This is a genomic window from Haloferax sp. YSSS75 (genome assembly GCF_046764215.1).
GTDB lineage: Archaea > Halobacteriota > Halobacteria > Halobacteriales > Haloferacaceae > Haloferax.
This window is the reverse complement of sequence record NZ_CP177206.1, coordinates 1,888,223-1,913,697: the sequence shown is the minus strand read 5'-3', so window position 1 is coordinate 1,913,697 and position 25,475 is coordinate 1,888,223. Positions and strand designations below refer to the sequence as shown.

The window sequence follows — 25,475 nt, the reverse complement described above, 5'->3', positions numbered from 1 at the left end:
CGTCGGCACCTCGTCACTCGACCAATCTCGGAAGGTCAGACAGCGTCTCGATTACGTCGTCCCGAAATCAGTGGAGACGGCGTTCGAACAGACGACTGGCGGCGAAGACGGCGACGGCCAACACGCCGGCGGCCACCGTCACCTCGAAGAGAGTGACCGGAATCGCCGCCGAAGCGAACGGGTTGTCACCGCCTGCGGAGAAGAACGTCTCCATCGCATCGTTTCCGCTGACCGCGAGGAGGAAGACGCCGTCGAAAGCGAGGACGGCGAACGGGCCGGTGACGAGACTGAAGAGCGACGCCATGTCCTCGATGTCCAGCAGACGACGCGCCTGTCGCTCGGTCAGTGACCCGTCGTGGCGAACCCGTCGCACACCGACGTATATCAGTCCGAGCGCCGCGATCGCCTCGATTCCGCCGGCATACGCTCCGAGGAGGAGAATTTTCGGCGTCGAACTCAGTGGGTCGCCGGTGGGAAAGAGTGCTCGTGTCGATTCTGGGAGGACCATCGCTAGCGGAAGAACCATCGCCAACGCGGCGAGGATGAGGCCCTGCCACGCGAGTTTTCGAGAGAGGGACTGCTTGAACAGACTACGCCGTCGCACCCGGAGACTGTCGTAGACCGAATCGCTGAGAAGAGCGGCCGCAATCGGGTCTTCGAACTGTTTGTCGGTGTCCATACGCTACGTTCGGCGCTCTGCTAGCGCGTGTTAAAACTCAGTCGGTCTGGAAATCTTGTGTTAACGAAGAACGTCTCGAACGTGAGACTGTTGGGTGCTGCGGACTCGCAACGACATCGTCTCGATGACGACGAGCGGTCGAATAAACGCGACGCGGTGTTCGTCGCAACCTCGATGGACCCGGACGTTACGCTAACGGTTCTTCGGGGAGTTTCGATTCGATTTCTTCGAGGAAGAAAATCTCCGGTTCACCGACGACACCCGCCTCTTCCATCACGTCCTTGAGGTCCGACTCTTCGAGGAACTTCTGTGCGTTCTCCATCGTGTCCCAATCGAACACCATCACGAGTTCGTTCGGGTCCTCTGTACGACGGAACAGTCGGTAGCCCTGTCCCCCGTATTCGTTCCGAGTGCTGTCGTGGTCATCGAAGTAGGGTTTCCACGTGTCGAAGTCCTGTACCGCGTGCTTGACGAAAATTGTTGACATCGTTGTCTCCTCCGCTACTACTGACACGCTCTGACACGATATACTCGACAGGTTTGTGAGCGTAATAAATGTCTAACGCTACGATAGACTGGTGGCCGAGAGTTTCGTTCGGTGGAGGGAAACACACGTTTTTGGTCGCCGCCAGTGACAGGTTTCGTATGGAGACACGACCACTCGGTGAGACAGGTCACGACAGCAGCATCATGACCTTCGGCACGATTGCGCTGAACTGGTTGGAACAGGAGGGTGCCGACCAGATGGTCGAACTCGTCCTCGACAGAGGCGTCAACCACTTCGACGTCGCGCCGATGTACGGCGACGCCGAACTGAAACTGGGGCCGAAACTTCGCCAACACCGCGACGACATCTTCCTCGGGTGTAAGACCCAGGAACGGACCTACGAGGGGGCGAAGCGAAAACTCGAACAGTCACTCAATCGCCTCGGCGTCGACCACATCGACCTCTATCAGGTCCACGGCCTCGAATACGGAGAGGAACTCGACACGATTACGGGCGACGGCGGTGCCCTCGAAGCGTTCCGAGAGGCCAAAGATGAAGGCATCATCAGCCACATCGGCCTGACGAGTCACAGCGGACCGCAACTCATCCTCGACGCAATCGACCGAATCGACGATTTAGAGACGCTGATGTTCCCGATGAACCCCGTCGTCGTCGGGAAAGACGACGAAGACCACGACTACGAGGCGGTTCTCGAACGCGCCGACGAGGAAGGTATCGGAACGCTTGGCATCAAGGCCTTCGCGAAAGGGCCGTGGCCCTCGACGGACGAACTCCCAGAGACGGACCGACCGTACGCGAACTGGTACGAACCGGTGGACACGTCCCGCGAAATCGAAGAACGGTTCGACTTCGCCGCCGCACAGGGACTGACGAGCGTCGTCAGCATGGGTGACCCGAAGTTGATGGCGATGGTCCTCGACGCCGCGACGCGCTACGACGGGATGGACGAAACCGCCCAGCGGTCGATCGTCGAACGCCACCGCCACGACGAGAGTCCTGTCCCCGAACAACTGCACCACTGACCGAGACGCCCGGAGATGGACGTTCCCACGACGGTGTCGACGGCACTCGAAGACCGGCCAGTGAGCGGTGCCGTCTGTCTCGAAGCGGGTGCCGGAGTCGGCAATACGACGGCAGGGTTGCTCGCCGCGGGCGCGAGTCACGTCTACGCCGTCACGAACGACGCCGACCACGCGGGGACTGTCCACGAACGCGTCGCCCGCGACGAACCTGACCGAACGGCCGTCCTGGAAGCGGACCTTCGCAGTCTCCCGCTGGCCGACGATTCGGTCGAAATCATCACCGCACACGGCCTGTTCAACGTCGTCTCGCCAGGGTCGCTCGACGCGATAGTCGAGGAGTTGCGTCGGGTTGCGGCCCCCGGATGTCACCTCGTCGTCGACGATTACGAACCGCTCCCGGACGACGCGGCAATGCGTGACCTCTTTGCCCTCGAAAACGCCGCCTCGGAGTTGGCCACGGGCGGGTCAGCACTGACGTTTTATCCAGCGGCAGTTCTCCGGCGACTGTTCGTCGGTGAGGGCTGGCAGTTCGACAGAACACGCACCCTCCTCGACCCGGTTCCGTGGACGGAACAGCACGTCCGAGCACACGCGAACGTGGCGCGGTCACTCGCCGAGGACGTCCCCGGTGAACTGGGCGAGGAACTGTCCCGAGAGGCCGAACGTCTCGTGACGACTATCGGTTCGGAGTCGATAGGCGAGATGTACAGCATCGCGTTTCGGTTACCGGACTGACCACCGTCGGCATCGCCGCGGCGCAGTCACTCTGTGAAAATATAGTATATATTACATAATTTCGCTTCAGGGAGCGTTTTTGGTCTACCCATCCGATGTTCACCGTAGGGAGGGATGTCGGTACGCTCACACCCCCGACTGCGACCGGCCCTCCACACCGAGACGAAGACATCTCGACACCCCTCTCACGTCTATGAACACTGACGCGTTCTGTCGTCGAATCGGAATCGACCCGGACACACTCGACGGCCCTCGGCATTCGACTCTCGAGCGTCTGCAACACGCACACGTGACGACAGTCCCGTTCGAGAACCTCGCGGTGACCGGTGACCCCTTCGACGAATCCGACGACGGGGAAGGGGTCGTCCTCGACGAAGCACACCTCTTCGAGAAGATAGTCGAACGAGGGTGCGGTGGGTTCTGTTTCGAACTCAACGGTTTGTTCAACCTGGTGCTCTCCGAACTCGGATTCGACGTGGACCGGGTGGCCGCACGCGTCATCGGGAGCGACGGAACCGGTCGCCCGCCAGCGAACCACCTCACGAACGTCGTCGAACTCGACAGACAGTACGTCGTCGACGTGGGGACAGGGCCACCGACGATGCGCCGCCCACTCCCGCTCGACGGGTCCGTTCGAACCGACGACGTCGGTGTGTCGTGGCGAGTCGCGCCGTGTGACCGTCCCGACGAGACGTACGTCACGCAGTACCGGACCGAGTCGGACGACGAGTGGCGAGACAGATACTGGTTTTCGGAGACACCGCGCCCGTTTCACTACTTCGAAGCGACCTGTGAGTACCTCCAGACAGCGCCAGAATCGACGTTCACAGGTGACCCAGTCGTCTCGATTGGAACCGAGACAGGCCACCTGAAACTCGGACGCGACACGCTCACGAGAACCGTCGGTGGCGACGAGACGACGGAACACGTGGAGGAAGCGCAGTGGCACGAGGTGCTCGCTCGTGAGTTCGGACTCCAGTACTGACCGACTCAGGCCGACCGGTCGCCGTCGAACGCGTCGAACCACCCCTCGACGACGCCTTTGAGCGCGCCGGTCGTACTGCCGAGATTCAACATCTGATAGCCGTCGGCAGTTTTCTCGTTCACGTCGTCCATCCCGAACCCGAGACCACCCACTGGGACGCCAGCGTCGACAGCAGTCGACCGAATCGTCTCGACTGCCTCGCGGACCTTTGGGTGGTCGATTTCGCCGGGATGTCCAAGTGAGACAGAGAGGTCGAACGGGCCGACGAACACGAATCCCAGTTCGGGAACGGACAGAATCTCGTCGAGTTGTGCGAGCGACTGCCGATTCTCGATGGTCACACCGACCAGCGTCTCGTTGTCTTCGGTCTCAACGTAGTCGTCGGCGAGGCCCCACCGACGGGCGCGTGGCGACGCGAGTCCACGGTCACCGGGGCCGCCATCGTACCGAAACCGCGACGACTTGACCGCCGCGCGGACCTCGTCTGCCGACTCGACGCGCGGGAGAAACACGTTTCTGACGCCGAGGTCCAGTGCCTTCCTGACGAGCGTCGGGTCCGTGTTCGGGAGTCGAACGACTAACTCCGTTCCCGTCCGTTCGGCCGCCCGAAGCAAGTCTTCCATCGCACCGCTGTCCCACGGACTCGGGCCGCCGTGTTCGAGGTCGGCCCACACGAAGTCGAGGCCGAGGTCACCGTAGAACTCCACGAGCGTCGGACTGTACGCGGTGTCGAGGACACCCAGTGCCACCTCGTCGTCGTCGAATCTTGCTTTGAGACCGTTCTTACGTCGTGAGCTATCCATGGCAACGATACAACAGGTGGAGGGAAAAAGGGGGCGACGGGCGCGACAGTTCAGAACAGGCCGTGAATCTCACCGTCGTCGTCGACGTCGATGTCGAGTGCGGCAGGGCGAGCAGGGAGGCCCGGCATGGTCAGCACGTCACCCGTGAGGGCGACGACGAATCCAGCACCTGCGGCGGGGTAGAGTTCGCGGACGTGGAGCGTCCATCCGGTCGGTGTCCCCGTCTTCGACGCGTCGTCGGAGAGTGAGTACGGCGTCTTCGAGAGACAGACCGGAAGCGAGTCGAACCCGTCGTCGGTGAGGCGTTCGAGGTCCTTCTGGGCTTGCTTCGAGAACGTCACGTCCGACGCGCCGTAGACGCGCGTCGCGACGGCCCGAATCTTCTCGGTGAGCGAGTCGTCCAGTTCGTACATCGGGCGGAGGTCCGCTCGTCCCGACTCGACCTGTTCGCGGACGAGCGTCGCGAGTTCTTCGGCACCCGCCCCGCCGTCGGCGTGGGCCGTCGAGACGGACGCTGGAATCTCTCGGGTTGCGCACGCGTCGAGAATCTCCTCGACTTCGGCGTCGGTGTCGTCGGGGAAGCGGTTGATAGCGACGACGGCCGGAAGGCCGTACTCACGGAGGACGTCGACGTGGTGGAAGAGGTTCGGCAGGCCGTCGCGAACCGCGTCGGGGTCCGGTTTCGCGAGCACGTCGAAGTCGGCGGGCCACATGTCGAGGCCGTGGCGTTTCAGTCCACGAACCGTGGCGACGACGACGACTGCCTCCGGTGCCGCACCCTGCCGAGAGACGATGTCGAGGAACTTCTCGGCACCGAGGTCAGCGCCGAACCCTGCTTCGGTGACGACGTAGTCCGAGAGTGCGAGTCCGACTTCGTCCGCGACGAGCGTGTTCGTCCCGTGGGCGATGTTGGCGAACGGGCCGCCGTGGACGAACGCAGGCACGCCCTCGATAGTCTGGACGAGGTTGGGACGCAGTGCGTCGCGGAGCAGTGCACTCACCGCACCGGTCGCACCGATATCGTCGACTGTCACGGGAGTCCCCTCGGTGTCGGCGGCGACGACGATTCGGCCGACGCGCCGCTTGAGGTCAGACAGGTCGGACGCGAGGCAGAGGACCGCCATCAGTTCGGACGCCGCGGTAATCATGAAGCCGTCTTCGCGCGGCGGGCCGTTGACGCTGCCACCGAGGCCGACGACAGTCTCTCGGAGTGCTCTGTCGTTGACGTCGAGCGAGCGACCCCACGAGATGCGGTCCACGTCGATGTCGAGTTCATTCCCGTGGTGGACGTGGGCGTCGAGCATCGCTGAGACGAGGTTGTGGGCGGCGGTCAGTGCGTGGATGTCGCCGGTGAAGTGGAGGTTGATATCCTCCATCGGGAGCACCTGCGAGTACCCGCCGCCCGCGGCACCGCCCTTGATACCGAAGACGGGGCCGAGAGACGGTTCACGGACGGCGACAGAGACGTCTTCGCCGAGTCGGGCCAACCCCTGTGCGAGGCCGACGGAGGTGACTGTCTTTCCCTCTCCTTTCGGTGTCGGTGTGATGCCCGTTACGAGAACGAGCGACCCGCGTCGGCCGCGCTGTATCGCCGCGTCGACTGCTTCCTGCCGAAGTTTCGCTTTGTTCGACCCATAGCGCTCGATGTCGTCGGGGCCGAGGCCGAGTCGTGCGGCGACTGTCTCGATATCTTCGAGCGTGGCGTCGCGGGCAATCGCTTCGTCGGACGGAATCTCTGATTCGGAGGTTGTGGGAGTCATCGTGGTCACTACCTGAACATTCGCACAGAAAGGGGTTGAAAGGGGTTCGTCGCTCTAAGAAGCCGAGAATCGTGCGACGGTGGCACTCTGCTGGAGTCACGGCCGGTGGTGGCGCGCGACTGAACTCACGACCGGTCGTGACACGTGGCTATATTCACGAGCAGTCGTCGTCACCGACCGAAACCCACTCGCCGTCGGATTCGACGAGATGGTTGACGCTTCCCGCCCCTCGGCCGACCACTGCTGGCACGGAGAGGGCCGCGTGGGTGAACTCGATGCCGCGCTCGACGGCCGTCGGCAGGTCGTCATCGTGGGCGAGTCTCGCGGCGATAGCGCTGGAGAGCGTACAGCCAGACCCGTGTGTCGCGTCCGTGTCGATGCGCGGATTTGAGTACGTCGTCGTCTCGTCGGGCGTGACCAGTGTGTCGACGACAGACCCATCGCCCGTCTCGACGTGGCCGCCCTTCAGAAGCACGGCGTCTGCACCCCAGTCGAAGAACTGTTCGGCGGCGGTTCGGATTCGGTCGGGTGTGTCGGGGACGACACCGGTGAGTTCCGCCGTCTCGTCTGCGTTCGGCGTCACGAGCGTCGCCTGCTCGAACAGGTCGGTGTAGGCGTCGATGGCACCCTCGTCGAGCAATCGGTCGCCGGACGTGGCCACCATCACCGGGTCGACGACGACCGGACCGTCGTACGCCCGCAGACACTCGGTGACGCTCTCGACGGCCGGTTCCGTAGCCAGCATCCCGAGTTTGACGGCACCGACGTCGAAGTCGTCGTGGACGGCGTCGAACTGAGCGCGAATCGCGTCCGGCGGAAGCACCCGCGTGTCGGTCACGCCGCGAGAGTTCTGGGCGGTCACACCGACGACTACCGACCCGCCGTAGACGCCGAGGCGCGTCATCGTCTTCAGGTCGGCCTGTATGCCCGCACCACCGCCCGAGTCACTGGACGCGATGGTGAGTGCGTATGGCGGCGTCTTCGGGGCCGGCGACTGCAAGCCGGAACTCGAACGTTCGGTCACGGGTCACACCTCGATTCGGTCGATTCGGTCGGAGACGTCGAGGGTGGAATCTCGGAGACCCGACACGGCGTCGAGGAACGCCACCTTGTAACTCGCGGGGCCGTGATACACCCCGAATTCACCGTCCGCGGCCAGTTCGCCAGCGAGGCCGTACGACGCCGTCGCCGCCAGCGCCGCCCGAAGCGGGTCGTCTAGCGCGGCGGCGAAGACGGCCAGCGTCACGCCCTGCATACACCCCGTGCCGACGACGTTCCCCATCATCTCGTGGCCGGTGTGGACTCCGTAGGCCGCCTCGTCTGTGGCGACGATGTCAGTCTCGCCGGAGGCGACGACGACGGCACCTGTCTCTCGGGCGCACGCGATGGCCGAGACGGCGATGTCGCCGTACTCACCGACCGATTCGACGCCGCGGACTTCGGCGTCTTGGCCCGCGAGCGCGGTTATCTCGCCGTAGTTTCCGTTGAGCACGTCCACGTCGAGGTCCGTGACGAGGCGGTTCGCGACGCGGGTCCGCGTTGGTGTCGCGCCGACGCCGACTGGGTCGACGACGAGGGGAACGTCGTTCTCGTTCGCCGCCGTCCCGGCGGTCAACATCGTCTCCTCGCCGCGTTCGCTCACGGTTCCCATGTTCAGCAGACACCCGTCCGCGAGGGCAACCATGTCGGCGACTTCGCGGACGTCGTCCGACATCACCGGGAGGCCACCCCAGTGGAGCGTAATGTTCGCCACGTCGTTGACCGTCACCTCGTTCGTCACCGCGTTGACGAGGGGTTCGGCGGCGTCCACCGCGTCGAGTGCCGCCGAGAGCGACACGTCGAGTTCCGAGACGGTCATCGTCGCTCCCTCCCTGCTTCGACGGCGGTAGCGAGATTCCGCGTCGCTCGCTCGGGATTCGACGCCTCGGTAATCGCGGAGACGACGGCGACGCCGTCGGCGCCCGCGGCAACTACGTCGGCGGCGTTTTCCGGGGTTATTCCACCGATTCCGACGACTGGAACCGAGACGGCGTCGCAGATTGCGGCGACAGTCTCGACGCCGATTTCCGACTGTTCGGGCGTCGTCTCCTTCGACGACGTCCGAAAGACGGCACCGACGCCGAGGTAGTCCGCACCGGCCGTCGTTGCGGCAGTCGCGTCCGCGACAGTCGACACCGACCGACCGACGAGTGCGTCGTCGCCCAACTGTGTGCGCGCCACCTCGATTGGAACGTCGTCGTCGCCGAGGTGGACGCCGTCAGCGCCGACTGCCGCGGCGATATCGACTCGGTCGTTGACGACGAGTGGGACGCCCGCGTCGGCGGTTATCGAGCGGAGTTCGCGAGCGAGTTCGTACCGCTCTCGGGCAGATGCGTGTTTCTCTCGAAGCTGTACGACGTCGACTCCGCCGGCGATGGCGGACGACACCACGTCCACCGCCGAACGCTGACCCGAGAGGTTCGACTGGGTGACGAGGTAGGTGTCTATCGAGATATTCATCGGTTGTATTAGTCAGTGTTACCACGAGCTATCAAAACAGTTGCCCCTGTCGTCGGTGTCAAAACGGAGAAATCCGATTCGCCGGGAGTGGTTCAGTTCAGGTCGGTCCGTCGAAACACCGTGAATCCGACGGCGAGCGGAACCGCCGTCCACACGGCGAGGACGAGTGCGAAGACCCACCATTGGGCGTAGACGGGAACGGGGCCACCGACGAGCGTCGCCGCGCCGGGAATCGACGGGTCACTCGCGTGCAACACCGCGGTGACGAGTGCGCTGTAGGCCCCCGATGGACTCAGGCCTTCCAGAAGCAGGAACCAACCGGGGACCGGTCCGTTCGGGAACGACCCGACGACGACGAGGTGGATACCCTGCGGAACGAGGTCCCAGAGGAGTGCGAGGACGAGATAGGCGGCGATGCCGATAGTCATCGCCCGCGCTCGGGTCGCCGTCGACGCAGAGATGCCGATAGCGATGCCGACGAAAGCGACGCCGAGCGCGCCGGTGAGGACGAGAACCCCGAGGAACGCCGTGAGGGGTAACTCGCCGTAGACGGCCCACGCGAGGACACCTGCGATGAGGACGCCGATACCGATACCCGTGACGACGACGCCGCTTCGACCGACGAACTTCCCGAGGACGACGGCCCCGCGTGCTGGTTTCAGGCCGAGCAAGAGTCGGAGACTCCCCGACTCGCGCTCCCCGGCGATTGCGAGGTAGGCGGCGACGAGTGCCACGATGGGGACGAGCATGGCGGCGAACTCGCTCGCGGCGCCGATTCCCATGAGGACCGACGCGTCGAACTCGGGGATGAGGAGTGGCACGAGCGACGTGAGGCCCATGACGAGTGCGACGACGGCGACGAGTGCCCACAACACCCGTGACCGAACCGCGTCGTCGAACTCCTTGGCCGCGATGACCTGCCAACTCATCGGTCCACCTCGACGGCGAGTCGCTCGTCGGTCGGACGCGTGTACGCCGAAAACAGGTCTTCGAGCGACGCTGCGCGAGTCTCGATGTCGAGGACGGAACTTCCGCCTGCGCGCACTCTGTCGACGAGTTCGACCTTCGACGATGGTTCGGTACAGGTCGCTCTGACGACGCCGTCGGTGACGGCGACGTCTGTGATGCCGGGGATGTCTGTCAGGTTCACACCGGTCGGTGGCGTGTCGACTGTCAGTGCAATCGTCGCACCCGTCCCCACCGCGTCGCGCAGGCCGTCGATGGTGTCGATTGCGACCAACCGTCCGCGTGAGAGGATGCCGACGCGGTCACACACCGCTTCGACCTGACTGAGGATGTGCGACGAGAAGAACACCGTCCCACCGTCGTCGGCGTGAGCGCGGGCCAACTCGCGGACGTCTCGGATACCGTCGGGGTCGAGTCCGCTGGAGGGTTCGTCGAGAATGAGCACCTCCGGGTCGCCGACGAGTGCCATCCCCAATGCGAGGCGTTGGCTCATCCCCTTCGAATACGTTCCTGCTGGTCGTGCTGCTGCAGTCGCGTCCAGACCGACCCGGGCCAAAATCTCGTCTGGGTCGTCGCCGCTCGCCTTGAGGTCGATGGCGTATTCGATGTGTTTCCGTCCGGAGAGACGGTGATACAGACTGTAGCCGTCGGGGAGGATGCCGACACGACTGTGAATCGCTTCGGCCTCTCTCTGTGCGTCGTATCCGAGAATCGTCGCCGACCCCGACGTGGGGCGAACGAAGTCCATCAACATGTCGATGGTCGTCGACTTCCCCGCGCCGTTCGGGCCGAGGAAGCCGAACACCTCGCCCGCTTCGACGGTCAGCGAGAGGTCAGAGACGGCGTAGACGTCGTGGCCGTAGCGTTTGGTCAACCCCTCTGTCTGGATTGCGGGCATCGTCAGACCGCCTCGCTCACGAACGACTCGGTGGGCGGACTGCACGCCGCGGACTGCCGTCGGGACCAATCAGTGTTCATATGAATAGAATGACTCATCGTGCCAATATACTCACGTAACGATATCACATCCTGAGAATCCATTCGCCCGACCATCGGGCGGTTCTATCGGGTCGTCGCTCGTCGTTCTCGGCCTGTGAGAGGCTGATACGGCCATTATCCCCACAGCGACCGAATAGAGTGGTGGTGACTGAAGATGGTGTCAATTCTGGTCGTCTACGGAAGTAGCGAAGGACAGACGGAGAAGATATCGAACCGAATCGTCGAACTGTTCGAAGGGATGGGACACGACGCAACCGCCGTCCCCGTCGAGGACGTCACCGCAGATACGACGCTCGACGCGTTCGACGCGATAGTCGTCGGGTCGTCGATACACCTCGGCAAACACGCCAAGAAGGTGTCCGCGTTCGCCAGCGCGAACCGCGAGATCCTCGACGCACGGCCGAACGCGTTCTTCCAGGTGTCGCTGTCGTCGGCCATCGAAGACGAAGAACACAAGGCAGAAGCGGCGGCCTACGTCGACGAGTTCGTCGAAAAGACGGCGTGGCACCCCGACCGAATCGCCATGTTCGGTGGGGCACTCCGCTACTCGAAGTACGGGTTCCTCACTCGCATCATGATGAAACGTATCGCCAGCGATGCGACCGGTGACACGGACACGTCGCGCGACTACGAGTACACCGACTGGGAAGAAGTCGAGACGTTCGCCAGCGACTTCGCCACGCTCGTGGCGGGTGACACCCCCGCCGATGGTGAGACAGAAGGGACACAGGCGTGAGTGCGCCGTAGACTCTTGGCGGGGTCCGCGTCCACCGTCGAATCTGGAGACGCGCCCACGTTCGTCGTGTCGTCACAGAGACGGTGACGTTCTTATTCACCTGGAATCGTGCGGTGAATACATCACCTCAAAGAGGTAACAGTAGTATCCGGTCGGCGTCCGTGACGTCGTCCGTGAATCACCCTGAAAACCGGAAATATCGATGAAAACACGCACACTCGGCATCGTCGCCGTCGCCATCCTCGTCGTTCTCGCCGTCATCGGCGGCGGACTGTGGGCAGTCGGACGACTCTCGTTTCTCGACTCCTACGGGAGCGAGTACGACTATACCGTCCGCGTCTCGGCGGACGAACCGATTACGAACGTCACCGTCTATGTGCCGTTGCCAGTCAACGAGGGAACGTCGCGAATCGGCACCGTCGTCGAGACGCGTGACTACTTGAAACCCGACTCGTGGACGTACGACGTAGTCGAAACCCGACACGGGCCGATGCTCCGGATTCAGGCCGACGAGATGCCTGCCGACCCGACGTATCACCGGGCAATCATCGAGAACGACAGACTGGTGCGCTGGGAACAGATTCCGGCCGACGAGTACGGACAGAACGATTCGGAGACGCTTCGAGTCGAACACGACACGGCGGAAGTCAACGCCGAACTCACCGTCAACCGGTCTATCGACACACGCTCGCCGGAACTGGCGGAACCGGTCTTACACCCCCGTTCGAACCCGCGGGCGATTCCGTGCGACTGGCCACACGAAGACGACGAGACGCGGTGTTACTCCTACGACACCATGATTTTCGTCGAGTACGACGGCCCGGAGACGACGAGTCTCACCGTCACGACGGAACTGCGTGGCACCAACTCGTGGTGGGTCGGTGGGTGGAACTTCAACGAGTACACTGACCGAGTCTACGTCTACGACTTACCCGCCGACCAGCAGGGGTGGGTCGTCGTCGACGGAGAACTCCAGACGGGCGTCGGCAACTACCCGCGGAATCCGCCGCAGTAGGGTCAGTGACTCTCCACCGCTGGAATAACCCAGTGATATTCACCAGTTATATCGGGGTGTAGTCGAATGGGATAGCCGACGATGGCATTCAGTGACCACCTCCTCGACGTCGGTGCGGACCACTGGCACGCACAGAAGGAACACCCGTTCGTCGTCGAACTCGCCGAGGGCACACTCGACGAAGACGCGTTCCTCCACTGGCTGAGACAGGATTACCACTACCTCCTCGACTACGCACGGACGTTCGCCGTTCTGGGGTCGAAAGCCACAGACGAAGCGACGATGGAACACCTCTACGGCGTCGCACACAGAGTCGTCGCAGACGAACTTGACCTCCACCGGGAGTTCGCGTCGTCGTACGGTCTCTCACCGGCGGACCTCGCGGCGACGGAGAAAGCGCCGACGTGTGTTGCGTACACCAATTATCTCCTCCGGGTCGCCTCCGAGAAACCGCTCGCCGTCGGTGCGGCGGCTATCTATCCGTGTGGACAGGGGTATCTCGACGTGGCAACTCACATGGCCGAGATTGCGGACGACGAACACCGGTACACACCCTTCGTAGAGAAGTACACGAGCGATGCGTTCCGCGAGGCAGTCGCGTGGATGCGCGAGTTCGTCGACCGGTCGGCGGAGGCGAATCCCGACCAGCGGACGGCGATGGAAGCGGCGTTCCTGCGGAGCACGAAACTCGAACACGCCTTCTGGGAGATGGCCTACACCGGCGAGAGATGGCCCTCCGGAGACCCAGCGTAGTCGCGTCTGCGACGAATCTCAGCCCCCCAGTTTCGGCATGATTTCGTCGCCATTCGTGTTGGTGAGAAAGATGGCGGTACGCACACACTTTTCTAGTCCTACACAATTGTACATTACAATGGCTGGTGGCGACTCCCTACGGACGAACCGAGTCACGACGAACGGAACCGACCTGAGCGACTTCCAGGGGTTTCAGGAGTCGCGTGACTACGAGGTATCGGACGTCGCGGCCTACGCGGAGTTGGCATCTGACTTGCGTGACGCCGTCGACGGCGAAGTCCGGTTCGACGAGTACGCACAGATACTCTACTCCACAGACGGGTCGATATACGGCGCACGACCGGCAGGTGTCGTCATCCCGACCAACGTCGAAGACGTGCAGGCGGCAGTCGAACTCGCGGCGACACACGACGTGCCCGTCCTCCCTCGCGGTGCCGGGTCGTCGCTGGCGGGACAGACCGTCGGCCCCGGGTGTGTCGTCCTCGACTTCTCGAAATATATGGACGACATCGTGGGTGTGGACCCCGATGGGCGTCGAGCGACGGTGCAACCGGGCGTCGTCCAAGACGACTTGGACGACAGACTCGCCGAACACGGCCTGAAGTTCGCTCCCGACCCGGCGTCGTCGAACCGTGCGACTATCGGCGGCGGTATCGGCAACAACTCCACCGGGGCACACTCGGTCAGATACGGCATCACCGACGCCTACACCGAGGAGTTGCAGGTGGTACTCGCCGACGGGTCGCGGATTCACACGCGCGACGTGGTGGTCGGCAGCGACGAGTGGGACGACATCGTCGCGAAAGACGACAGGGAGGCGGCCATCTATCGGACCGTTCGGCAACTCGTCGAAGCGAACGAAGACGAAATCGAACACCGGTATCCGACGCTCAAACGCTCCGTCTCTGGCTACAACCTCCACAAAGTCGTCTTCGAGAACGACGACGGCGAGACGGTCATCAACCTCTCGAAACTCTTCGTCGGCGCGGAAGGGACACTCGGCGTCGTCGTGGAGGCAACCGTCTCGCTGGTGACGGTTCCAGAGGAGACGGCGCTCGTCCTCTACGCCTACGACGACCTGATAGACGCGATGGCGGCGGTGCCGGACGCCCTCGACTTCGACGCCTCCGCCGTCGAACTGATGGACGACGAGGTGTTCCGGATGGCCCGCGAGTCCAGCGAGTACGCCCAGTACGTCGAACAGATACCCGACGGGACGGCGGCGACGCTGATGCTCGAATTCGACTCGGAACTCCACGACGACTTCGAGGCGGCGATTGCGGCGGCCAACGACCACTTCTTGCAGTCGGGGTCCGACGACGGCAACGCCTTCGACGCCATCGAAGCCTACACCGACGAGGCGCAGGCGGACCTCTGGAAGCTTCGGAAGGCGGCGATTCCGCTCCTCATGTCGCTGCAGGGTGACCCCAAACCCTACCCGTTCATCGAAGACGCGAGCGTGCCGCCGGAAGAACTCGCCGAGTACGTTCAGTCGTTCGAAGACGTACTCGCAGACCACGGCACGTCGGCGGCCTACTTCGCACACGCCGGGTCGGGGACGCTCCACATCCGCCCGATTCTGAACCTGAAAGACGCCAACGGCATCGAGACGATGCACTCGATTACGGACGACGTGACTGACCTCGTGTTGCAACACAACGGGGCGTTCTCGGGTGAACACGGTGACGGGATGGCCCGGACCGAGTGGAATCCGAAGATGTACGGGCCGCAACTCTGGGACGCGTTCAAGGAACTGAAGTCGGCGTTCGACCCCGACTGGCGGATGAACCCCGGGAAAGTCGTCTACCGCGACGACGACCCGGCGGACATGCGCGAGCACCTCCGCTACGGTGCCGACTACCAGTCGCTCGAACCCCAGTCGGCGCTGGATTTCGACGACGAAGGCGGCTTTTCGCACCTCGTGGAACTGTGTAACGGGTGTGGGACCTGCCGACAGACCGGGTCGGAGACGATGTGTCCGACCTACCGAGCGTCGAAGGACGAAGCAGAGACCACCCGCGGGCGGGCGAACATGCTCCGGGCGGCTATCAGTGGTGACCTCCCGGAAGACGAACTCTACTCCGACCGCTTCCAGGAGGAGGTGCTCGGCCTCTGTGTCGGGTGTAAAGGGTGTAAGAACGACTGTCCGACCGGTGTCGACCTGGCGAAACTGAAAGCGGAGGTCAAACATCAGCATCACCAGAAAGAGGGGTCGTCGTTCCGCGAGCGGATGTTCGCACAGATAGACAACGCCGCGAGACTGGGGAGTACACTCGCACCGGTGTCGAACTGGCTGACGAAGGTTCCGGGTGCGCGCACGGTTCTGGACCGTCTGTTCGGCATCGCACCCGAGCGAGAACTCCCGTCGTTCACGCGAAACACGCTCGAAGACTGGATGACAGACCGGAGTCCAGCGGTGTCTGCCAACGACGCGTCACACAAGGTGCTGTTCTTCCTCGACACCTACACGAACTACGTCACACCCGAAATCGGGAAGGCGGCGGTGCGAACGCTGGAAGCAGCCGGCGTTCACGTCCAACTGGCCGAGAACGTCGCACCGAGTGGACGGGCGGCTTTCTCCAGTGGGTTCCTCGACTTGGCACGCGGACGCGCCGCGCACAACGTCGAGGCACTCGCACCCTACGTCGACGATGGCTGGTCGGTGGTGTTCACCGAGCCGTCCGACGCGGTGATGTTCCAAGACGAGTACGCCGACTTACTCGACCACGAGGCCGTCACGACTGTCGGCGCGGCGGCCTACGGCGTCATGGAGTTCATCGACGTCTACCGCCTCGACGACGCGTTCGACCTGTCGGCCACCCACTCGGCGTCGGCGAGTGTCACGGGACAGGCCGCCGCCGATGGCGGCCGAACCGAGTCGCTGACCTATCACGGCCACTGCAACCAGAAGGCGCTGAACAAAGACCACCACGCGGTGGGCGTCCTCCGGCGTGTCGGCTACGACGTGGACCCGCTGGATTCGAGTTGCTGTGGCATGGCCGGGAGTTTCGGCTACGAATCCGAGCATTACGACCTCTCGAAGGCCATGGGTCGCATCCTCTTCGACCAGGTAGACGAAAGCGAGGGTGACACGGTGGTCGCACCGGGGGCGTCGTGTCGGACACAACTCGGTGACAGGACGGGGGCGACGGACCGACCACCGCACCCGATAGAGAAAGTCGCAGACGCGGTTCTCGGCTGACGACCCCCGTGGAACGGGCGGGACGTTCGCAGAGATTGTCGCCGTCGAAATTCCGCAATCACATCTCTTTTACACTATTACGTGGCACGTCCCGATAGACCATGCCGAATGCACCAGAGGTTGGCGAACTCGCTCCGCCGAATCGGACGCTGATGGGCCCCGGCCCGAGCGACGTACATCCGCGCGTCCTCCGTGCGATGTCCACGCCGCTCGTCGGCCACCTCGACCCGTCGTTCATCGACATCATGAACGAGGTCCAAGAGCTCATGCGCTACACCTTCCGGACCGACAACCAGTGGACGATTCCCGTCTCTGGCACCGGGTCGGCGTCGATGGAGGCGGCTATCGGCAACCTCGTCGAACCCGGCGACACCATGCTCGTCCCGACCAACGGGTACTTCGGTGGCCGCATGCAGTCGATGGCCGAGCGTGCCGGCGGCAACGTCGTCCACGTCGACGCACCGTGGGGCGAACCGCTCGACCCAGTGGACGTACAGGAAGCGTTCGACGAGCACCAACCCGACGTGTTCGGGTTCGTTCACGCCGAAACCTCGACTGGCGTCAAGCAACCGAACGTCCCCGAACTGACGAGCATCGCTCACGACCACGACGCACTCGTCGTCGCCGACACCGTCACCTCGCTGGGTGGCGTCGAACTCGAAGTCGACGATTGGGGCATCGACGTGGCGTACTCCGGCCCGCAGAAGTGTCTCTCCTGTCCGCCGGGCGCGAGTCCGCTCACGCTCAACGACCGGGCGATGGACAAGGTGCTCTCGCGTGAGGAGTCGCCGCGTTCGTGGTATCTCGACCTCTCGCTGCTCGAAGGCTACTGGGGCGAGGAACGCGCGTACCACCACACCGCTCCCATCACCAACGTCTACGCGATTCGCGAGGCGCTCCGCCTCGTCGCCGAAGAGGGAATCGAGAACCGCTGGGACCGCCACCTCCGCGTCGCCGGTGCGCTCAAAGCCGGCGTCGAAGCGATGGGCCTCGGCCTGAACCCCGAAGACGACTACTGGTTGCCGAGTCTCAACGCCGTGCTCGTCCCCGACGGCGTGGATGCCGGCGAAGCCATCGACTACGTCCTCGAACAGTACGACCTGGAAATCGCCGGCGGCCTCGGCGCACTCGCGGGCGACATCTTCCGTATCGGCTGTATGGGCTACTCCGCCAAACCTCAGAACGTCTCGTTCCTCATGACCGCACTCGGCGAGGCGCTCGAAGCGCAGGGCGCGGACGTCGACGTCGAAGCAGGGTTCGCGGCGATGCGCGACCAACTGCAGCAGTAACCCGGCGTTACTCGTCGTCAATCCGGATTAATCCCGTTCAACGGTTGGGAAATTCGGTCGAAGCCGGTAGACACGGTTTCTCCCTTTCATTATCGTGGCACCGTCAGTCGCGACTGCAGCGAACTATGAAACGAATCACGCTACTCGGCGTCGTACTCGCAGTCCTCGTTGCGACTGCGGGTGTGGCCGCCGCGACACCCGGAGACCACGCGGGCGAATCGAACGGAGACAGTGCCACGCAGCAGGGGCCACCGAGCGAACTCCCCGGTCCAGTTCCCGACTTCGTCTCCGACATCCACGACTCGGTGACCGAGTTCATGGACGGCATGATGGACGGCGCACTCGGCCCCGCCGTGAGCGAGCACGCGGGACAACCCGCACACGCGGGGAACTGAGAGTCGGCCCCAAACCCTTCGGCTAACTAGCACGTACCTTTACCAATCATGAGGCGTCCACTCCTCGCTGTCGTCGCCGTCCTCGTTCTCGTGGGGGCCGGTGTCGGTGCCGCGTTCGTCACCGGATTCGGCCCGTTCGCCGGTGGGGCCGACAGCGACGGCCAATCGACAGAAGCGTTCCCGACCCAGACGACGGCCACGCCCTCGTCCGGCGACAGTGGAGACTCCAGCGGGAGCGACGGCGGTTCGAGCAGCGACGGAACCACCACCACGACCAGCGAACCGTCGACACCGCCGTTCGCCGTCACCATCGACGACATCGAAGAGTGCGGCCAGACCTGTCGCGACGTGACGAGTACGCTGACGAACCAACAGGAGACGGACGCCACCGGCGTCACCGTCTACAGTCGCATCTTCGTCGGCAACAGCACCGCCTCCGACGACGAAGTGTGGCGCGGAAGCCAACAGGTCGGTGACCTCCCCGCGAGTGAGTCGTTCACCGCGACGAGACGCGTCGAGTTGTCGTACACCGAGGCGTTCGCGGTCCAGCAAGCCGACGGGTGGATAACGATTCAGACGACCATCCAAACAGACCAGCGGACGGTGACGTACACCGAGCGCCGCGACGTGACGTAAAAATCGGCGTGAGGTTCAGTCGTCGGCGGAGGCGACTTGGCTGGGGTCTTCGGGAATGAAGCCGAGTCCCTGAAGCATCCCCAGTGCGTCCCACGTCGCCCAGCCTTCGACGGCCTGTCCGTCCTCCACCCGCATCGACATGATGCCGGGCGTCTTTTCGTCTTCGGTCACTGCCTGCCCTGTCGGTGGGATTCCGAAGAACTCTCCTTCGTGGGTTCCACCGCCCCGGAAACCGAGCGTCACGATGTCGTCGTCAGCGTGGACGTACTCGATGTCCATCTCGTAATCCGGGAACCCGTTCAGGACGTTCTGTACGAACGTCTTGAGTCCCTCCCGTCCGACGTCTTCACCGGTCAGGTCGAACCAGTGGCCGACGTAGTCGGGGCTGAACAGTTCGTCTATCGCATCGAGATTGTGGTTGTTCCACACCTCCTCGACGAACTCTCTGGCGAGGGCTTTGTTGTCCTGTGCTGTCATCTCTCAGTACCTCCAGATGACTAGACGACTTCTGACAAATTTGTAACTCGTGTCATATGGTACGATAACCAGAGCTTAATCGGGAGACAAAGGTAGAAATTAATATCACACTCAATACCTGATTGATGCCATCATATCAGAATTTAGAATGTATTCTCGCCCGGGTTCATCGGGAAACACGCCGACGAGACGCGCCCACGGCGGCGACCACTTCCGCAACGACTTTTCGCGCCGACGCCGAACGCCGGGTATGAACATCGAGGTTCGCGAACTGGCCGAACTCGGCCCCGACGCACGACGTGCGTTCTTCGAGCGTGACGCCGGCGTCGCCGGCGTTCGGTCGGACGTCCGCGACATCGTCGAACGCGTGCGAACGGAGGGTGACGTCGCCCTCCGCGACTTCTCTCGGGAGTTCGACGACGTCGAAGTGGGCAACATCGACGTCACTTCCGACGCCGAACGCGCCTACGAGAAAATCGACGACGACGTGCGCGAGGCAATCGAGACGGCGGCAGCGAACATCCGCGAGTTCCACGAGCGACAGGTCCCCGAGGACTGGCGCGAGGACTTCGACGGCCGTGAACTCGGGCGTCGTTACCGACCACTCGAACGCGTCGGCGTCTACGCTCCCGGTGGAACCGCCGCCTACCCGTCGAGCGTCCTCATGGGCGTCATTCCGGCGAAGGTTGCGGGCGTCGAACACGTTGCCGTCGCCACACCGCCAGCAGACCCGATGAACCCGGTGACGCTGGCGGCGATGCACGTCGCCGGTGCCGACGCGGTGTATTCGGTCGGTGGCGCACAGGGTATCGCCGCCCTCGCTTACGGGACGGAGACGGTGAAGGCCGTCCAGAAAGTCGTCGGGCCGGGCAACAAGTGGGTGACCGCCGCGAAGGCCGAAGTCCGCGGCGACGTCGACATCGACTTCCTCGCCGGTCCGTCCGAAGTGCTGGTCGTCGCCGACGAGACGGCAGACCCGCGGTTCGTCGCCGCTGACCTCGTCGCACAGGCCGAACACGACCCGAACGCGTCCGTCGTCGTCGTCACCGACGACGCCGACCTCGCCGAGGACATCGTCGCAGAAGTCGAGCGACAGGCCGCCGAACGGGAGCGAACAGAGACCATCGAAGCGGCACTGGCGAACGACGCGTCGGGCGTTCTCGTCGCCCGGTCGATGTCCGAGGCGGTCCTCTTCGCCGAAGAGTACGCCGCCGAGCACCTGTCGATTCAGGCCGACGACGACGAGGCCCTCTTAGACCGCATCGACTCGGCGGGGAGCGTCTTCCTCGGGCCGTACACACCCGTCGCGGCGGGCGACTACGCCTCCGGGACGAACCACGTCCTGCCGACCGGCGCGGGTGCCAAACGGCAGGGTGGCCTCTCCGTGGACCACTTCGTTCGGTCGACGACGGTCCAGCGACTCGACCGTGACGCGTTAGCCGACCTGTCGGAGACGATTACGACGCTCGCCGACGCTGAGGGCCTCGACGCGCACGCCCAGAGCGTCCGCGAGCGTTTCGACGAGTAGTTCTGTAGTTTCGCGAACGGTTCGACGAACAGACGTGCCGGCACCACCGGTGTTCCGACCGGCGCCACAGTTAACCGTTCCCACAGTATAACGGGAAGTATGAGCACTGAATCCGCGAGGGGAAGCGGCGACGCGGCTGTCACAGTCACGCCCGCCGCCGCGGAGGAGGCCGTCTCGCTCCTCGAAAGCGAGTCGATGGACACAGACGTCGCTGGTCTCCGTCTGTTCGTCCAGCAAGGCGGTTGTGCCGGCCTCTCCTACGGAATGCGATTCGACAACGAACCGGAAGACGACGACACCGTGGTCGAACAACACGGCCTTCGTGTCTTCGTCGACCCGGCGAGTATCAACTACATCGGCGGGTCGACGCTGGAGTACGAAGGTGGTCTGCAAGGTGCGGGCTTCCACGTCGAGAACCCAAACGCGACGAGCAGTTGCGGGTGCGGCGAATCCTTCCGGACGTAGGCCCATACTCCTTAAGCCGTAGGCCTGCGAATCGTGGCCCATGTCCGAATTAGAATCCCAGACCGTCGCCAGCGGAAAGACCGTCTACGTGGCACAGGACGAAGTCGAGCGCGGGTCGAAAGGACCGTTTTACGTCGTATACGCGACTGTCGACGCCGAGAACCGGTGGGGATACCTCTGTGGCAACTGCGATTCGTTCGACACCGCGATGGACACGATGGGGCGCATCGAGTGCAACGCGTGTGGGAACGTCCGCAAACCCGAGGAGTGGGACGCTGCCCACGAGTGAAATCAGCTCAAGAGAGATACATTCGCCGACAATTGGTATGGTATACCGTGACAACCTTTATCACGTGAGCTAGTGTAGGTAGAGTTGCATGGCCCAGGCTTCGATGCCCCCTGTTCAGGAGGCTCGGTCGATATTCGGCCGGCTGGGGTACACCGTCTCGGGGGACGGACCCCAAATGCTGGCCGAACACAAGTGGCGTACGGTCCAGGTGACCGCACTGAGTTCGCGCGAAGCGTCTGAGTGCCGACCGGTACTTACAGACGGCGGAGACGACGCAGGCTATCGTCTTCGCTGCTTCGTGACGTGGGACGACCACATCGAGACGCTCACAGAGCGTCTCCGCGGTGTGGACCTCCCGTACGAGTGGGCCATTATCGGTGTGTCGAACGGTGGAACCGACGACTACGAAGTCGTCCGCGGCGCGAACACGTAGTCTCGCGCCCAAACGTTTTCTTCAACCCACTGCCAACGAGTGGGTATGCCGCAACCCACGCAGTCGGGACTGCATCAATTAGTCCGCAGTCGACGTCTCAACGCGACTCTGGCGTGGTTGTTCGTCGGGTTTCTCTCTGCTGTCGCCGTCGCGAGCGTCGTGACGGATAACGACCTCGTCTGGGGAGGATTCGCCGCAATCGTCGCCGCATTGTCCGTCGTGCCCGCCGTGGCGTATCGCGAACCGCAGGCGATGCTCCCGTGGGAAGTCGTCGCGCTCGCGTCATTCCCTATCGTCGCCCGGGTACTCGTCCGTGGTGAGACCATCGGCGGGATGACGTTCACCGGACGCGTCTCGACGTATCTCGCCGTCGCAGCAGTCGCGCTCATCATCGCCGTCGAACTCGACGTGTTCACGCCGGTCCGGATGAATCGCGAGTTCGCCGTCTTCTTCGTCCTCGTCGGGACGATGGCCGCCGCGGGCGTGTGGGCCGTCGTCCAATGGCTCTCGGATATCTACCTCGGGACGTCGCTCCTGTTGAACGGGCGACCCGAGGACGTCATCGAGACGACGTTGATGTGGGACTTCGTGGCCGCCACCCTCTCGGGGTTCCTCTCGGGACTCCTCTTCGAGTACTACTTCCGCCGCCGGGCGTACTCGCGAGAGCGTCTGCCGACAGACGTGGTGGAGGCTACAGAACTAGTCGACCCTGAGGTCGGTGGTTCGTCGTGAAGATTCGCTCGATACTTCGTATCGACGCCCACCGCCAGCGCCAACTCTCGCGGGCGATGCAACTAATCCTCGTCGGTCTCATCTTCATCGGCCTCGACCGGCGAAACCTCGGTATCGTCGTCAACGCGTCTGTAGGGTTGGGCGTCACCTACCTGCCAGCGATACTCGAACGCGACTACCGCATCCCGATGGACGCCGGGTTGACGCTCTGGATTTCGTCTGCGGCGTTTCTCCACGCCCTCGGAACCGTGGGACTCCCGGGGTCCGAGACGAGTTTCTACGCCGGCGTCTGGTGGTGGGACCACCTCACCCACGCGCTGTCGTCGTCCGTCGTCGCCGCCGCGGGATACGCCACCATTCGCGCAGTCGACCAACACAGCGACGACATCTACCTCCCGGGGCGGTTCATGTTCGTCTTCATCTTGCTGTTCGTCATCGCCTTCGGCGTCTTCTGGGAAGTCCTCGAGTTCGCCATCTCGCGAGTCGCCGCCCTCGCCGGGACGACGTCGGTGTTGACGCAGTACGGCCTGGACGATACGATGTTGGACCTCGTGTTCGATACGGTCGGTGGCCTCGTCGTCGCGCTCTGGGGAACCGCTCACCTCACCGACGTCGTCGGGGCACTCCGGACGCGCCTCGACGGGCCGATGCGGTGAGGCTCGGTGGGCGTCGCGGGCGAACGCACAGTCTCCATCCGGGCGTCGTTACGACGTGACAACGGGGACGATTATTTGTGATAGTACGACGAATGGTCGGGCGAGATGGTGTTCAAGAAAATCACCCTCATCGGTCGGAGTAACGAGAGTTTCGACGCGGCAGTCGACGACGCAATCGACCGAGCAGAGGAGACGCTCGCCGGCGTCAAATGGGTCGAAGTGAAAGAACTCGGCGTCGAAGTCGCCTCTGTAGAGAACAGAGAGTACCAAGCAGAAGTCGTAGTCGCGTTCGAACTGCAAGGCGAAGCGGAGTAGCGCCCCACGACACGAGAGCAGTATCGGTGGCGTCCGGGACGGGAGACGACCCCTGTCCCCGCTCTCGATTGTGACGAATCCCGACGGCTTCTTGTCCGGTCGGCCCTCCACTTACGAAAAGCGAATGCCTCGTCTCCTCCACTACTCCGATATCGAGAACGTCTTCGACGACCCTGAGCGCGCGGGTCGTCTCGCCGGGTGTGTCAGCGTCCTCGACGACGACGACACACTCGTCGTCGGCACGGGCGACAACACCTCGCCCGGCGTCCTGTCGCTCGTCGAACGAGGCGGGCAGGCCCTCGACTTCTACGACGCCGTCGATGCCGACTTCGAGACGTTCGGCAACCACGACTTCGACTACGGCGCGAACCGAACCCGCGAACTCGTCGCCGCGAGTCGGCCGACGTGGGTCTCCTGTAACGTGCGCGACGGCGACGGCGACCGGTTCGCCGCCGCCGAGGGCGCGCTTCCGTGGACCACCGAGACGGTCGCTGGCGTCACGATTGGGTTCTTCGGCGTCACCGACCCGGCGACGGGGTCTATCAATCCCGAAGCGGTCGAACTCACGTTCGACGACCCCTACGAGGCGGCGGCGGAGGCGACGAGCGCCCTCCGCGACGCCGGTGCCGACGTGGTGGTCGCACTCTCACATCTCGGCAGTGGCGACGACGAACTCGTCCGCCGGTGTGACGTCGACCTCGTCCTCGGTGGCCACGTGCACGCCGAACGCGACGACGTGGTCGATGGCGTCCCCATCGTCCGCCCCGGCGCGAACGGCCACGTCGTGTGGGAAGTCCGCATCGACGGCGAGCGAATCGAGACGGTTCGACACCGGACCGCCGAGTACCGCCCTGACGAGTCGTTCGTCGCGACGCTCGTCGGCCGTGTCGACGCCGCCGGACTCGACGACGTGCTCTGTCGTATCGACCGACCGATGGACCGGTCAGAAGAGACTGTCGCCGCCGGCGAGTGCCGCGTCGGCAACGCAATCGCCGACGCCTACCGCTGGGCGACCGGTGCGGACGTCGGCCTTCAAAACAGCGGTGGCATCCGGTCGGGTCCGCCCGTCGGCCCCGAGATAACCCACGCGGACCTCGTGAGTCTCGTCCCCTTCGAAGAACATCTCGTCGTCGCCGAACTGACGGGCACGGAACTGCTCGCCGTCTTCAACGCGGCCCGAGGGTCGGTCATGGGGTTCGGCGAACCCGACTGGTGGCACGCACACGTCAGTGGGGCGCGAATCGTCTGGGACGACGACCGAAACGAGGTGGTCGAGGCGACTGTCGGTGGCGACCCAATCGACCCCGAGGCGCGCTACACGCTCGCGACGAGCGACTACGTGCTCCACAGCACACAGGAGTTCCCGGCAGTCACGCAAGCCCACCGCGCCGGCGAGTTCGAAATTCAACACGAAGTGCTCGCACGCTACGCCCGCGAAGTCGGATTCGACGCGACTGTCGAGGGGCGAATCGAGCGACGAACGACCGCCCCGGCGGAGGATTGATGCGGCCTCTCGAGGATGCCACCGATTCGAACCACGTCGTGGGCACCGGCCACCTCGTCCGAGAAGGAAAGGTTGACGCACACCCAGCGAGTGT

At 63.7% G+C, this 25,475-nt stretch carries 28 protein-coding genes; 18 read left to right on the top strand and 10 right to left on the bottom strand.

The window, feature by feature from the left end:
• Positions 1 to 67: 67 nt before the first annotated feature.
• Complete coding sequence (locus ACK3R5_RS10125; protein ID WP_411966863.1) at positions 68 to 679, bottom strand: hypothetical protein; 612 nt, start codon at positions 677 to 679, stop codon at positions 68 to 70.
• 187 nt (positions 680 to 866) lie between these two features.
• A complete protein-coding gene (locus tag ACK3R5_RS10120; protein ID WP_411963933.1) occupies positions 867 to 1,166 on the bottom strand; it encodes an antibiotic biosynthesis monooxygenase in 300 nt (99 codons plus the stop codon).
• A 158-nt stretch (positions 1,167 to 1,324) separates the two neighbouring features.
• On the opposite strand from ACK3R5_RS10120, the gene ACK3R5_RS10115 reads away from it, so the two are divergent.
• From ACK3R5_RS10115 to ACK3R5_RS10105, 3 genes are all read left to right on the top strand, one after another.
• Positions 1,325 to 2,209: an aldo/keto reductase gene (locus ACK3R5_RS10115; RefSeq protein WP_411966862.1), complete on the top strand. Its 885-nt coding sequence runs from the start codon at positions 1,325 to 1,327 to the stop codon at positions 2,207 to 2,209.
• A gap of 15 nt (positions 2,210 to 2,224) precedes the next feature.
• Positions 2,225 to 2,944, top strand: a complete 720-nt coding sequence (locus ACK3R5_RS10110; RefSeq protein ID WP_411966861.1) for a class I SAM-dependent methyltransferase — start codon at positions 2,225 to 2,227, stop codon at positions 2,942 to 2,944.
• 193 nt (positions 2,945 to 3,137) lie between these two features.
• Positions 3,138 to 3,929 (top strand): arylamine N-acetyltransferase family protein, encoded by a 792-nt coding sequence (locus tag ACK3R5_RS10105; protein ID WP_411966860.1) that lies wholly within the window; start codon positions 3,138 to 3,140, stop codon positions 3,927 to 3,929.
• Between the two features lie 5 nt (positions 3,930 to 3,934).
• Here ACK3R5_RS10105 and ACK3R5_RS10100 read toward each other — a convergent pair whose 3' ends face one another.
• From ACK3R5_RS10100 to ACK3R5_RS10070, 7 genes are all read right to left on the bottom strand, one after another.
• Complete coding sequence (locus ACK3R5_RS10100; RefSeq protein ID WP_411966859.1) at positions 3,935 to 4,732, bottom strand: HpcH/HpaI aldolase family protein; 798 nt, start codon at positions 4,730 to 4,732, stop codon at positions 3,935 to 3,937.
• 50 nt (positions 4,733 to 4,782) lie between these two features.
• Positions 4,783 to 6,492 carry a formate--tetrahydrofolate ligase gene (locus ACK3R5_RS10095; RefSeq protein ID WP_411966858.1) on the bottom strand — a complete coding sequence of 570 codons (1,710 nt, stop codon included), beginning with the start codon at positions 6,490 to 6,492 and terminating at the stop codon, positions 4,783 to 4,785.
• A gap of 154 nt (positions 6,493 to 6,646) precedes the next feature.
• Positions 6,647 to 7,516 (bottom strand): bifunctional hydroxymethylpyrimidine kinase/phosphomethylpyrimidine kinase, encoded by an 870-nt coding sequence (gene thiD, locus ACK3R5_RS10090; protein WP_411966857.1) that lies wholly within the window; start codon positions 7,514 to 7,516, stop codon positions 6,647 to 6,649.
• Positions 7,517 to 7,519: 3 nt separating this feature from the next.
• On the bottom strand, positions 7,520 to 8,350 hold the full coding sequence (gene thiM, locus ACK3R5_RS10085) for a hydroxyethylthiazole kinase (protein ID WP_411966856.1): 831 nt from the start codon (positions 8,348 to 8,350) through the stop codon (positions 7,520 to 7,522).
• Entirely contained in the window at positions 8,347 to 8,991 is a 645-nt protein-coding gene (gene thiE / locus ACK3R5_RS10080; protein WP_411966855.1) for a thiamine phosphate synthase, read from the bottom strand. The genes thiM and thiE overlap by 4 nt, the downstream gene beginning before the upstream one ends.
• Positions 8,992 to 9,083: 92 nt before the next feature.
• Positions 9,084 to 9,920: an ABC transporter permease subunit gene (locus ACK3R5_RS10075; RefSeq protein WP_411966854.1), complete on the bottom strand. Its 837-nt coding sequence runs from the start codon at positions 9,918 to 9,920 to the stop codon at positions 9,084 to 9,086.
• A complete protein-coding gene (locus ACK3R5_RS10070) occupies positions 9,917 to 10,855 on the bottom strand; it encodes an ABC transporter ATP-binding protein (protein ID WP_411966853.1) in 939 nt (312 codons plus the stop codon). Before ACK3R5_RS10070 ends, ACK3R5_RS10075 begins: the two co-directional genes overlap by 4 nt.
• Positions 10,856 to 11,110: 255 nt before the next feature.
• On the opposite strand from ACK3R5_RS10070, the gene ACK3R5_RS10065 reads away from it, so the two are divergent.
• The 7 genes from ACK3R5_RS10065 (at position 11,111) to ACK3R5_RS10035 (ending at position 18,982) form a co-directional block, all read left to right on the top strand.
• On the top strand, positions 11,111 to 11,692 hold the full coding sequence (locus ACK3R5_RS10065; protein ID WP_411966852.1) for a flavodoxin domain-containing protein: 582 nt from the start codon (positions 11,111 to 11,113) through the stop codon (positions 11,690 to 11,692).
• Between the two features lie 202 nt (positions 11,693 to 11,894).
• Positions 11,895 to 12,707 (top strand): hypothetical protein, encoded by an 813-nt coding sequence (locus ACK3R5_RS10060; RefSeq protein ID WP_411963922.1) that lies wholly within the window; start codon positions 11,895 to 11,897, stop codon positions 12,705 to 12,707.
• A gap of 81 nt (positions 12,708 to 12,788) precedes the next feature.
• Positions 12,789 to 13,460, top strand: a complete 672-nt coding sequence (tenA, locus tag ACK3R5_RS10055) for a thiaminase II (RefSeq protein ID WP_411966851.1) — start codon at positions 12,789 to 12,791, stop codon at positions 13,458 to 13,460.
• Between the two features lie 118 nt (positions 13,461 to 13,578).
• Positions 13,579 to 16,662 (top strand): FAD-binding and (Fe-S)-binding domain-containing protein, encoded by a 3,084-nt coding sequence (locus tag ACK3R5_RS10050; RefSeq protein WP_411966850.1) that lies wholly within the window; start codon positions 13,579 to 13,581, stop codon positions 16,660 to 16,662.
• A gap of 152 nt (positions 16,663 to 16,814) precedes the next feature.
• Positions 16,815 to 17,951, top strand: a complete 1,137-nt coding sequence (locus ACK3R5_RS10045; protein WP_411968654.1) for a pyridoxal-phosphate-dependent aminotransferase family protein — start codon at positions 16,815 to 16,817, stop codon at positions 17,949 to 17,951.
• Positions 17,952 to 18,076: 125 nt separating this feature from the next.
• Positions 18,077 to 18,346, top strand: coding sequence for a hypothetical protein (locus ACK3R5_RS10040; RefSeq protein ID WP_411966849.1), 270 nt, complete (start codon positions 18,077 to 18,079; stop codon positions 18,344 to 18,346).
• Positions 18,347 to 18,394: 48 nt separating this feature from the next.
• Positions 18,395 to 18,982 carry a hypothetical protein gene (locus ACK3R5_RS10035; protein WP_411966848.1) on the top strand — a complete coding sequence of 196 codons (588 nt, stop codon included), beginning with the start codon at positions 18,395 to 18,397 and terminating at the stop codon, positions 18,980 to 18,982.
• A gap of 15 nt (positions 18,983 to 18,997) precedes the next feature.
• On the opposite strand, the gene ACK3R5_RS10030 is transcribed toward ACK3R5_RS10035, so the two are convergent.
• Positions 18,998 to 19,459: an ester cyclase gene (locus ACK3R5_RS10030; RefSeq protein ID WP_411963917.1), complete on the bottom strand. Its 462-nt coding sequence runs from the start codon at positions 19,457 to 19,459 to the stop codon at positions 18,998 to 19,000.
• A gap of 256 nt (positions 19,460 to 19,715) precedes the next feature.
• Here ACK3R5_RS10030 and hisD point away from each other — a divergent pair, with 256 nt between their 5' ends.
• From hisD to ACK3R5_RS09990, 8 genes are all read left to right on the top strand, one after another.
• On the top strand, positions 19,716 to 20,987 hold the full coding sequence (gene hisD / locus ACK3R5_RS10025) for a histidinol dehydrogenase (protein WP_411968653.1): 1,272 nt from the start codon (positions 19,716 to 19,718) through the stop codon (positions 20,985 to 20,987).
• Positions 20,988 to 21,086: 99 nt separating this feature from the next.
• Positions 21,087 to 21,452 (top strand): HesB/IscA family protein, encoded by a 366-nt coding sequence (locus ACK3R5_RS10020; protein ID WP_411963916.1) that lies wholly within the window; start codon positions 21,087 to 21,089, stop codon positions 21,450 to 21,452.
• A gap of 40 nt (positions 21,453 to 21,492) precedes the next feature.
• A complete protein-coding gene (locus ACK3R5_RS10015; RefSeq protein WP_411963915.1) occupies positions 21,493 to 21,741 on the top strand; it encodes a DUF5816 domain-containing protein in 249 nt (82 codons plus the stop codon).
• Between the two features lie 88 nt (positions 21,742 to 21,829).
• Positions 21,830 to 22,174 (top strand): hypothetical protein, encoded by a 345-nt coding sequence (locus tag ACK3R5_RS10010; RefSeq protein ID WP_411963914.1) that lies wholly within the window; start codon positions 21,830 to 21,832, stop codon positions 22,172 to 22,174.
• Positions 22,175 to 22,219: 45 nt separating this feature from the next.
• Entirely contained in the window at positions 22,220 to 22,906 is a 687-nt protein-coding gene (locus ACK3R5_RS10005) for a hypothetical protein (RefSeq protein ID WP_411966847.1), read from the top strand.
• Positions 22,903 to 23,562 (top strand): hypothetical protein, encoded by a 660-nt coding sequence (locus tag ACK3R5_RS10000; RefSeq protein ID WP_411963912.1) that lies wholly within the window; start codon positions 22,903 to 22,905, stop codon positions 23,560 to 23,562. Before ACK3R5_RS10005 ends, ACK3R5_RS10000 begins: the two co-directional genes overlap by 4 nt.
• 105 nt (positions 23,563 to 23,667) lie before the next feature.
• Complete coding sequence (locus ACK3R5_RS09995; RefSeq protein WP_411966846.1) at positions 23,668 to 23,877, top strand: dodecin; 210 nt, start codon at positions 23,668 to 23,670, stop codon at positions 23,875 to 23,877.
• A 124-nt stretch (positions 23,878 to 24,001) separates the two neighbouring features.
• A complete protein-coding gene (locus ACK3R5_RS09990; protein WP_411966845.1) occupies positions 24,002 to 25,381 on the top strand; it encodes a bifunctional metallophosphatase/5'-nucleotidase in 1,380 nt (459 codons plus the stop codon).
• The last annotated feature ends 94 nt before the right edge of the window (positions 25,382 to 25,475 follow it).